10 protein-coding genes, 1 pseudogene and 1 riboswitch are annotated in these 9,132 nt (G+C 32.6%); of the genes and pseudogenes, 3 read left to right on the plus strand and 8 right to left on the minus strand.

Going from position 1 to position 9,132, the window contains the following annotated elements; all coding sequences use genetic code 11:
- Positions 1-70: 70 nt before the first annotated feature.
- Complete coding sequence (locus H8909_RS11810) at positions 71-241, minus strand: hypothetical protein (protein WP_187012982.1); 171 nt, start codon at positions 239-241, stop codon at positions 71-73.
- 162 nt (positions 242-403) lie between these two features.
- Here H8909_RS11810 and H8909_RS11815 point away from each other — a divergent pair, with 162 nt between their 5' ends.
- Positions 404-1,192 (plus strand): hypothetical protein, encoded by a 789-nt coding sequence (locus tag H8909_RS11815; RefSeq protein WP_187012983.1) that lies wholly within the window; start codon positions 404-406, stop codon positions 1,190-1,192.
- Positions 1,193-1,465: 273 nt separating this feature from the next.
- On the opposite strand, the gene H8909_RS11820 is transcribed toward H8909_RS11815, so the two are convergent.
- From H8909_RS11820 to H8909_RS11830, 3 genes are all read right to left on the minus strand, one after another.
- On the minus strand, positions 1,466-2,791 hold the full coding sequence (locus H8909_RS11820; protein WP_117460004.1) for an aspartate kinase: 1,326 nt from the start codon (positions 2,789-2,791) through the stop codon (positions 1,466-1,468).
- Between the two features lie 96 nt (positions 2,792-2,887).
- Entirely contained in the window at positions 2,888-3,478 is a 591-nt protein-coding gene (locus H8909_RS11825; protein ID WP_187012984.1) for an ECF transporter S component, read from the minus strand.
- Positions 3,479-3,552: 74 nt separating this feature from the next.
- Positions 3,553-3,666: riboswitch (FMN riboswitch) on the minus strand.
- Positions 3,667-3,727: 61 nt separating this feature from the next.
- A complete protein-coding gene (locus tag H8909_RS11830) occupies positions 3,728-5,209 on the minus strand; it encodes a SpaA isopeptide-forming pilin-related protein (protein ID WP_187012985.1) in 1,482 nt (493 codons plus the stop codon).
- 237 nt (positions 5,210-5,446) lie between these two features.
- Between H8909_RS11830 and H8909_RS11835 the strand changes: the two genes are divergently transcribed.
- Both H8909_RS11835 and H8909_RS11840 read left to right on the plus strand, forming a co-directional pair.
- Complete coding sequence (locus H8909_RS11835; protein WP_187012986.1) at positions 5,447-5,920, plus strand: Ig-like domain-containing protein; 474 nt, start codon at positions 5,447-5,449, stop codon at positions 5,918-5,920.
- A gap of 37 nt (positions 5,921-5,957) precedes the next feature.
- Positions 5,958-7,148: a CpXC domain-containing protein gene (locus tag H8909_RS11840; protein ID WP_187012987.1), complete on the plus strand. Its 1,191-nt coding sequence runs from the start codon at positions 5,958-5,960 to the stop codon at positions 7,146-7,148.
- A 13-nt stretch (positions 7,149-7,161) separates the two neighbouring features.
- On the opposite strand, the gene H8909_RS11845 is transcribed toward H8909_RS11840, so the two are convergent.
- From H8909_RS11845 to H8909_RS11855, 4 genes and pseudogenes are all read right to left on the minus strand, one after another.
- Positions 7,162-7,923: a DeoR/GlpR family DNA-binding transcription regulator gene (locus H8909_RS11845; RefSeq protein ID WP_117459994.1), complete on the minus strand. Its 762-nt coding sequence runs from the start codon at positions 7,921-7,923 to the stop codon at positions 7,162-7,164.
- Positions 7,924-8,114: 191 nt separating this feature from the next.
- Positions 8,115-8,330 (minus strand): annotated as a pseudogene (locus H8909_RS13800) (zinc ribbon domain-containing protein); the annotation flags it as partial.
- Between the two features lie 18 nt (positions 8,331-8,348).
- Positions 8,349-8,615 carry a transposase gene (locus H8909_RS13805; RefSeq protein ID WP_369409834.1) on the minus strand — a complete coding sequence of 89 codons (267 nt, stop codon included), beginning with the start codon at positions 8,613-8,615 and terminating at the stop codon, positions 8,349-8,351.
- The gene (locus H8909_RS11855) at positions 8,600-9,025 is read right to left on the minus strand and encodes a hypothetical protein (protein ID WP_187012988.1); all 426 of its coding nucleotides are present in this window, start codon (positions 9,023-9,025) and stop codon (positions 8,600-8,602) included. The genes H8909_RS13805 and H8909_RS11855 overlap by 16 nt, the downstream gene beginning before the upstream one ends.
- Between the last annotated feature and the right edge of the window lie 107 nt (positions 9,026-9,132).

A 9,132-nucleotide genomic window follows, 5' to 3' on the forward strand; every position in this document is an offset into this window, starting at 1 on the left:
TTGTGAGTAGATATGATTTCGGTCAATCAAAAGCATACACGATGACATAGTAAGTAATGTTCGTGAGAACTTACATTATCTCGATGTGAGTATATTTAATCACATTTAGAGTGGCAGGAAGCCAGATAGCTGTAATACCTGCTTTTTTGAGCTTAAAGGCATTGATTCTTAATATTTTCCGCAAATGTGGACTAGATGGAAGATACCATTCAAAGCCCTGCATCATGACACCCTTCTTCATATCATCACCCCTTTGTTTATTATAACCTATTGATTCATGTTGTGCACAAAGGGAATAACCTAAATGTACACAAAATGTATTGACAATAAGAACCGCTTACATTCAATATGTAATTGTATAACGATATAAAAGAACTATAATAGTGCATAAGGGAGTGGTGTTATGAAAAAGAAGTATGAAGCATTGGCTATTAGCTTCTTATTTGTGAATTTAGTATATAGTCATGGTGTGATTCATTTACAGCCTTCTATTGGGGATGAGATTGTAGGCATGTTGTATAATTTGTTTCATTTGTTTGAATATAATACGGTTATTGTACCTTTTGGGTTGAGTGCCTTCTGTTTTCTTATTGGCATGGCTGGTTCTTTTGTGATGGCTATATGTGGTATTCATTCACATAGTTCTATTTCTATATTTCAGGGAATATTAAGTTTAATACAAGGGTTACTTGGAGCTACTGTGATGACACTATTTATTCATGATCGTCATTTGATAGAAAAAGAATTAGTTGGTTCTTTAGGAACACTTACTACTATTACAATACTAGTTGTATTGTCTAATGCGATACTTAGTGTTCTAGTAGAGATGGATGTAAGAAATCATATACATCTATTTGATCATGCTTTATTAAATCCTTTAATGAGTAATTTACCACTTTCTACACTATTTCTAGTAATCACTTTAATAGCATATGCAATCATGTATTTGTTGCCAATAAATAGTATTTGTTATATGTTTGGATTAAATCTTGTACTATTGACAGGTGTACTTGGATGTTTTTCTATTGGTATGAGCGCATTATTGAGAAGAGTGAATACTCTTTATATGATATGTGGTAGTCTTATGGTTCTTATATGTTTAGTAAGCTTTATGAGATTTCATATTATTGCCTGTATATTAGCTGTCATCTGTCTTATTATATGTATAAAAAATAAACCTATTAATGTATAGAGGAGATCATCTCCTCTTTTTTACATAAAAAAACCTTCGAAATGAAGGCTCTTATGACTTAAGTGCTAAGCGATATGAAATCTCATCTAACATTACATAAACAGGGATAGGATACCGTAAGTAGTGGCTGTACGATTTCAATTAACAATGCAGTAAATTTGTATTTCATATAAATAGTTCATCCCTTATTTATGAATTGTCTATATATTAGCATATAATAATATACATATCACTCGATATTATAATAAAAAAATAGAGAAGCAATTTGCTTCTCTATTCATCGTCTTCACTTGTGATAAACTCATCATAAATAGCTTTGATAGCTGGTTTGAAATAACAGTTTCTTACACCTACAATGATATTTAATTCTGATGAACCCTGGTCAATCATCTTAACGTTGATATTTTCTTTCGCAAGTGCTTTAAATACTCTTGCTGAAGTACCACGGCTGTCCTTCATACCACGACCTACGACCGCAATGAGGGCTAAATCAGATTCTAAGACAATATAGTCTGGCTGTACTGCACGATGTAATCCTGCAAGAATAGCCTGTTCTTTTTCAATGAAGTCATCGCTATTCACAATGATAGTCATTGTATCAATACCAGAAGGCATATGTTCAAATGATAAGCCATGTTCTTCAAATACCTGTAGTACTTTACGACCAAAGCCGATTTCACTGTTCATCATGTCTTTTTCAATCATAACAGTCGCAAAACCTGTTTTACCTGCAATACCCGTAATAACATGATCTGGTTTATGACAAGTACTTTCTACAATTAAAGTACCTGGATCTTCTGGACTATTTGTATTCTTGATTAAGATAGGAATACCTTCGTTTCTTACTGGGAAGATGGAATTCTGATGTAGAACACTCGCACCCATATAAGATAATTCTCTTAGTTCTTTATAAGTGATTGTCGCAATTGGTTTAGGATCTTTCACAATACGAGGATCTGCAATTAAGAAACCTGATACATCAGTCCAGTTTTCATATAAATCTGCGCAGGCACATTTCGCAACGATACTACCAGTGACATCACTACCACCTCTAGAGAAGGCTTTAATACGTCCTGATTCATCATTTAACTGTCCATAGAAACCTGGAATAACTGCATAATCATGTTCAGATAAAGCTTTTGTGAGAGCTGCATCTGTTCTCTTTTCATCATATCTACCATGTTTATCAATATAGATTACATCGGCAGCATCAATAAAGTCAAAGCCTAAATAATTAGCTAATACTTTACCATTTAAATATTCACCACGTGAAATTGTATAATCAAAACTATTCTGTTTCTTGATTTCTTCTTTAATTTCTTTAAAGTCTTCTTCTAAAGAAATATCAAGACCTAATTCAGTAATGATTTCATTGTAACGTTCTTTGATTCTGTCATAGATTTCTTCAAAATCATCTTTATTGTGATGTGAATAAGCTAGAATCAATAAGTCTGTTACTTTTGTATCTTCTTTATTTCTTTTCCCAGGGGCACTGGGAACTACATAATGACGATCAGTATCTTCTAGAACGATGTCATGTACTTTTTTAAACTGAGTTGCGCTGGCTAACGATGAGCCACCAAATTTAACCACTTTCATATCTTTATTCCACCTCACACTTTTGTATAAAGATTACATGATATGGCTAAATTAATCAATATATTTTTTGCTTAATTCGAATATTTTTTTTTTTGCTTAATTCGAATATTTTTTCAAAATAACTTCGATTTTCTTGTAAGAAACGAATGTGATGATAGAAATAACACCATATTTAAAGAGATTGAATGGAACAAGTGATGCAATAACCATAGTTGTTACATCTTTTACAAATGGATTAACTGCAGATACCATTCCAACAATCTGTTCCATAGACATACCAAATAGTTTAGCATACATTGGGAACATCACTAAGATATTTGATGCAATCGCAAATAAGCTTGTTGTAATAGTGGCAAGTACCATACCTATTACAGCACCCTTCTTAGTACGATGCTTTCTATAATATAAGCAGGCTACTCCCATATAACATACGCTTAGTATGAAGTTAGATGCTTCTCCTACAAACATAGTTGTTGTTGGTTTAAAGAGAAGGTTTAAAACGATCTTTAAGAATGCGATTAAAACACCAGTTACTGGGCCGAATACAAATCCACCAATTAATACTGGGAAGTCTGAGAAGTCAAATTTAATAAATCCAGGTGCTAATGGTACATTAAAGTCTAATACCATTAAGATTGCAGCTAATGCACCAAGTAGTGCTGCCATTACTAGTTTTTTAGTTTTCATTTTTGCCTCTTTCTATGGCGAAAAAAAATCTCCTATATATCTTATAGGAGATTGAAAAAGTCATTTCATAAAAACGCCATCTTTTTCCATCCGGACTATACCGTCGGTACTGGAATTACACCAGTTCATGCTTTACGCTCGCGGACTTTTACCGCCGATCAGGAATTTCACCTGCCCCAAAGATACAAGAACTATTATAGAAATGTTATATGAAGTTGTCAACAGATAGAAAAAAATAAGGGAAATCCCTTATTTAGTTCTTCTCTTTAAAAATAATACGACGCCAGAAGATAATACTAAAATACAACCTATTGCATAGATGAGTGTTGTACCCATACCACCTGTACTAGGTAGTAATGAACCATAGTTATTTAATACATTAACTTGATCTACCACATCATTATCTACCTTTACAACACCTTTCCCATCAGTATCCGATGTGACAACAATCTTTATAGGTGTTTTTATTAAGTTGTAGCCTTTAGGCGCTTCTATCTCTTTTAAGTAGTATGTATCTGCTTGTATTCCTTTAATATTTATCTTTCCATCACTATAGGATGTTAGTGTAACATTTCCATTCTTACTATTATAATCAAAGTTACTTCCTGATTGAACAAATTTTAATGCATTAGTCTCAGTTGGATTTGAATCTTTAGATAAGATAAACTTTGCACCAGCAAGTGCTTTATTATATCCAGTATATTTAAATATAGGGATACTGTAAGTAAATGTTTCTGTTTTAGATTCTTCAGTTCTTGAGTTTTCACCATAAGTTAAATAAGAAGTATTAACGAGTGGTGTATCAATAGGTGCATCATCACTAAGTATCACTAAATACTTAATATAGATCTGTGTCAACTTACCTGAGTCAATATCATCTTGATATTTCTTATAAAACGAATCAGTAAAAGTCAAGTGAAAATTACAGCCGTCATTTGTATTGGTTGTTGAAACGTAATCGTTATATTTCTTCAAAGATTTACGCTTTAAGCTTTCATCTTTTTCATTACTATAATAGGCAATACCATCTTTAAGTACAGAATTATATTTCAAATATGAATCCATATAGTCATGTAAACAATAGTTTGTGACATGTGGCTTGACATTAATTATCGTTTCAAAGAAGACATTATCCCCACGATTCATTGAGTTTCTTTTCTTATTATTACTTATTGTTCCACCATTGGCGACAAGCTTACTGACACTAGGAGAGGCATGTTTGTCTCTTATTTCTACTTCTGGATGAGTTGTATCAATACTGCAAGCTGTTCCTGCACTGGTTTCTACTAAGTAATAACCTAGTGGTAAGTTTTCAAATACAACTTTCGCATTTGCCTCATTAGATGCTTTTGCAGTTTCAGTTGGTAAAATCTTATTATTCTTCGCATATTCCATGGCAAGAAGACCAAAGTTACGTGCACCAATTTCATTTTTTTGATCATCTTTAAAAGTGACATAACCATCATTATTTATGTCTATATAATTTCTTGCAGCACTTGAATTAATAAATCCATCCCAGGAATCACCATTTCTTATATATGAATAAGCCCCTTTGGTTTCATCAAAACTTTCAAGTGTTAAGATTTTAAATATCTTATATGTTTCCCCAGGTTTTACATTTGTAACTGTAACCTTACCGTTTGTATCTACTGCCTCAACAACAGTTGCCATTGAAATAACCATCATAAATATACACATAATGGCTATAACTCTTTTCGTTAACTTCTCCATTTTTCCCCTTTATGCAACAAAACTATATACTAGTTTTTTTATATCATAACTCATATTTACATGAAAATTGCGACACTAATATAACGCTATTTGATAAGCATTTCAATAAAAAATAGCTCCTTTTCAGAAAGAGAAACATTGTGATATCACAACAACTATAGAACTTAACTTTTTTTACCTTTAAAAACGTTAATATATTCGATATAATGGAAGAGAATTAAAAAAGGTGGGTACAATATGTCAGATAAACAAAACAGCATGCTTAAAGAAGAAAGAGAACCTCTTTCTAAAGGCTGGATTTTTGCAGGTATTGTTCTTTTTCCACTGATCCCTTTTGTATTAATATATTTTAATAAACACTTAAAGAAGAAAATGAAGATGATTTTAGGTATTGTTTATTTTGTTTTCTTGTTTGGTGTTTATCAATATGCATGTGTTGCACAGGGACCAGTATTAAGTAGTGTGATTATTCCTGATCAGTATGTTACAGTGAAGCAGGGAGAAACATACCAGATTCATTACAAGACTGATCCTCAGAAAGTGAAAGTAGAATATACACATTATTCATCTCAATATGCCAATGTGGCAAGTGTTGATCAGAATGGTTTAGTGACAACTATTACACCTGGTAAGACACGTATTACTTTGACTGCAGGAGATAATCATCATACTTATAAAAAGAAGTATCTTACAATCCATGTGATTGAATAGAGCGTGTTGACGCTCTTTTTTGTTAGGAGGGAGGATTATGAGAAATAAAGATGTTTATATTATTACATGTTCAAAATGTGATAAAGAGAATAAATATGAAGATTATAGCTGTGTAGGGCCAGATCAAAGAGAAAGTATTATTGATGATTCTATTATGACTTATACTTGTCCGCATTGCGGAGAAAAAACTTTCTTAAAACATCCTTTGACTTATATAGATCCAGTTCATCATTTTATTGTGCAATATGGACAGGACAAGGAACAGTTCTTTCATGGAGTAGAACAGATTCGTACAACTCCTCTTTATAAAGATTATATATTCCGTTATACAGATTCATGGTTAAATTTCAAAGAGAAGATCATGATTCTAGAGAATGACAGAGACGATCGTTTAATGGAACTCTATAAGCTCGCATTAAAGAATGAATTAGATGAAGAAATGCCTTCTTTATTCTTATTTAATAAAGAAGAAGAGAAAGAACTCATGATAGCATTGAATCCAAATGGAACACGTGCTTACTTCTTCAATAGAGATTGGTATGATATTAAAGAAGAAGATCCTTATATGAAGAAGATATTAAAGTATGATACAAGTCTTATGGTAGATAACTCTTGGGCTGAACGGCTCTATGATTATCGTATTAATGTTTCGTTGTGTGAAGTTCAGACAAAATTACAGGTAAGAACTTATTTGATTCCTTCTTATGATCATGTAGATGTAGGAGATTATGTTTATGTATACGAGAATGGTGAGAGAGTATTAGGACAAGTAATGACTAAGAATTTCAAGAATATTGCGGATGTACCTGATCATCTTCATTTTATTGAAAAAGCATTACCAATAGAAACTGAGTATGATAAATATATAAAACGTGAATATGAAAATTTACTCCCTTTAAGGGATCAAAGAGTTGAATCATTTTTAGATGTTTTAAATGATTTACGTTTCTATTATTATATAGAAGAAATAGATGAGAATGTATCTAATTATACAATGGACATAGATGGGCTTCATTTAATTCCTCTTTATACAGATCAACAAGAAGCCATGGATAAGAAACCAGAGAATGGATATGTGTTAGTTGATTTATTAACAGATGTATTAAAGATGACATTTGAAAAAATTGATGGCTATATTATTAATGAGAATAGATTATTTATATTAGATTCTCACTTTATAGATATGTTCCTTTCTTTTGCAAGACAGAAAAAAACCGAAATCAATTAAGATTTCGGTCTTTTTAGATGAGTTCTACCTGATGGTCACCCAATAGTTTTAGTTGTGAGTTTTCTAACTCTTTTTCACATATATAGCCTGTGAAATCATCAAGATTCGCATAAGCATAATTGCCATCCTGATTGAGTTTAACACTTTCTCCAACCATATAGGTTCTTTTACTTGCATTGATGGCTGTCTTTTTAGTGAGTCCATCATTTGTTTCATAGGTCGTAACAACATTATTTTCTAAATCAATCCCTACAACACCAATAAATGAGATATCAAAACGATATTTTCTAATTAAATGATTTGTGAGCGCGCCGACAAATCCATCTCTTGCTTGATTGAAGTCTCCTCCTAAGAAAATCAGTCTCACTGTACTATTTTGTCTATAAAGCTGCATAATATCAATCATATTTGTCACAATAGTGACTGCAATATTCTTTTCAAATATAAGTTTTGCGATTTCTAGATTGATTGTAGAAATATCTAAGAAGATCACATAGCCTTCCTTTAGTAAATCAACTGCTTTAGAGGCAATGATCTTCTTTTCTTTACTATAGAGTTCTACACGTTGTGAAACATTTGTATGATGTAAATTAACGCGGGCATTAATTGCACCTCCATGAACTCTTTTAAGTTTTCCAGCTTTTTCTAAGAGTGTGAGGTCTTTACGAATACAATCTTCTGTGACACCAAATGATGAAGCCAGTTCTTTCACAAATACCTGCCCTTCAATATTCAGTTTAGTAATGATTTGTTGGTGACGTTTTTTTTGTGACATGTTAGATTGCCACTCAAAATGTGATTAAAGATACTCACATCGAGATAATGAAAGTTCTCATGAACATTACTTACTATGGCATCCTGTATGCTTTGGATTGACCGAAATCATATCTACTCACAAGTTCATGTACACTCCATAGTCATAAATTCCCGAAATAGCCTTCGGTACATACCTACGTTTGCGTTTGTTTATGCAACTTCGTAAGTCGTAGCATCTCTCAGATTAGTAGCAGCATTGAAATCTCTGTCTTCGATATAGCCACAGTCACATTTGAAAACTCTATCTAAAAGATTTAAATCTTTTCTGATATTCTTGCAACAGTGACATGTCTTAGATGATGGGAACCATCTATCTACTGTTCGTTGTTCAATTCCGTTCTCTTTGCATTTAGCTTGAAGCTTTGTTTTAAATTCATAAAGCTTCTAAGAAGCAACTGCCTTTGAAAGATGGCTGTTCTTCATCATTCCTGATATGTTTAAACCTTCAATCGTTATATAAGATGGCTTGGTTTTCGCTATCTCTGCGATTATCTTATTGATGTAATCAGTACGAATATTGTCGATTCTATGATGAAGCTTCTGTATCTTAAGCCTTTGTTTTTTGTATATTTCTTTTTTGAGTGGGCTCTCCTTTCTCTTAAGTTTAAAGAAATAAAGCTCTGCGTTGCAGAGCTTTATTTTAATTCTAATGTCTGCAGAATAAGTGCAAGGTCATCGTTTGTTAAATTACAGTTTTCGATTAAGTTTTCAAGTTGATCACACTGTTCACCATCACCGATGATTTCAAAGCGACTGCGCCAGATTGTTGGTAAAATTCTATCGTCATTGTCAGGGTCAATATTACAGAATGACCGTGTCATGTATTCATAGGCGATAGGATTGACATCCGGTTTAAAGAAAGTACAAAGACGATTGAATAACCATTCCGGGTCGATGTTGGAGATGAAACCGTCATATCCGTTTGCTCGAATATTATCTTCGAATCCAGCCTGAATGAAAGCTTTCCGGCACTGTTCCTGATATGGTCGATATTTTTTACGAAGTTCAGGATTACGCTGGATGTCTTTAGCTTTGATGCATTTAAAGTCTGCAAAAGTCAATATAAAAATGTAGGTTTAGGACAATATAAGAATGTAGGTTTTCCTACATTCTTATATTGTCTTTTTAGTCTTCATCTACTATGAATTGAAGCTGATCTTTGAGTCTA

It is taken from the genome of Catenibacterium faecis (assembly GCF_014306455.1).
In the GTDB taxonomy this organism is placed as follows: domain Bacteria; phylum Bacillota_I; class Bacilli_A; order Erysipelotrichales; family Coprobacillaceae; genus Catenibacterium; species Catenibacterium mitsuoka_A.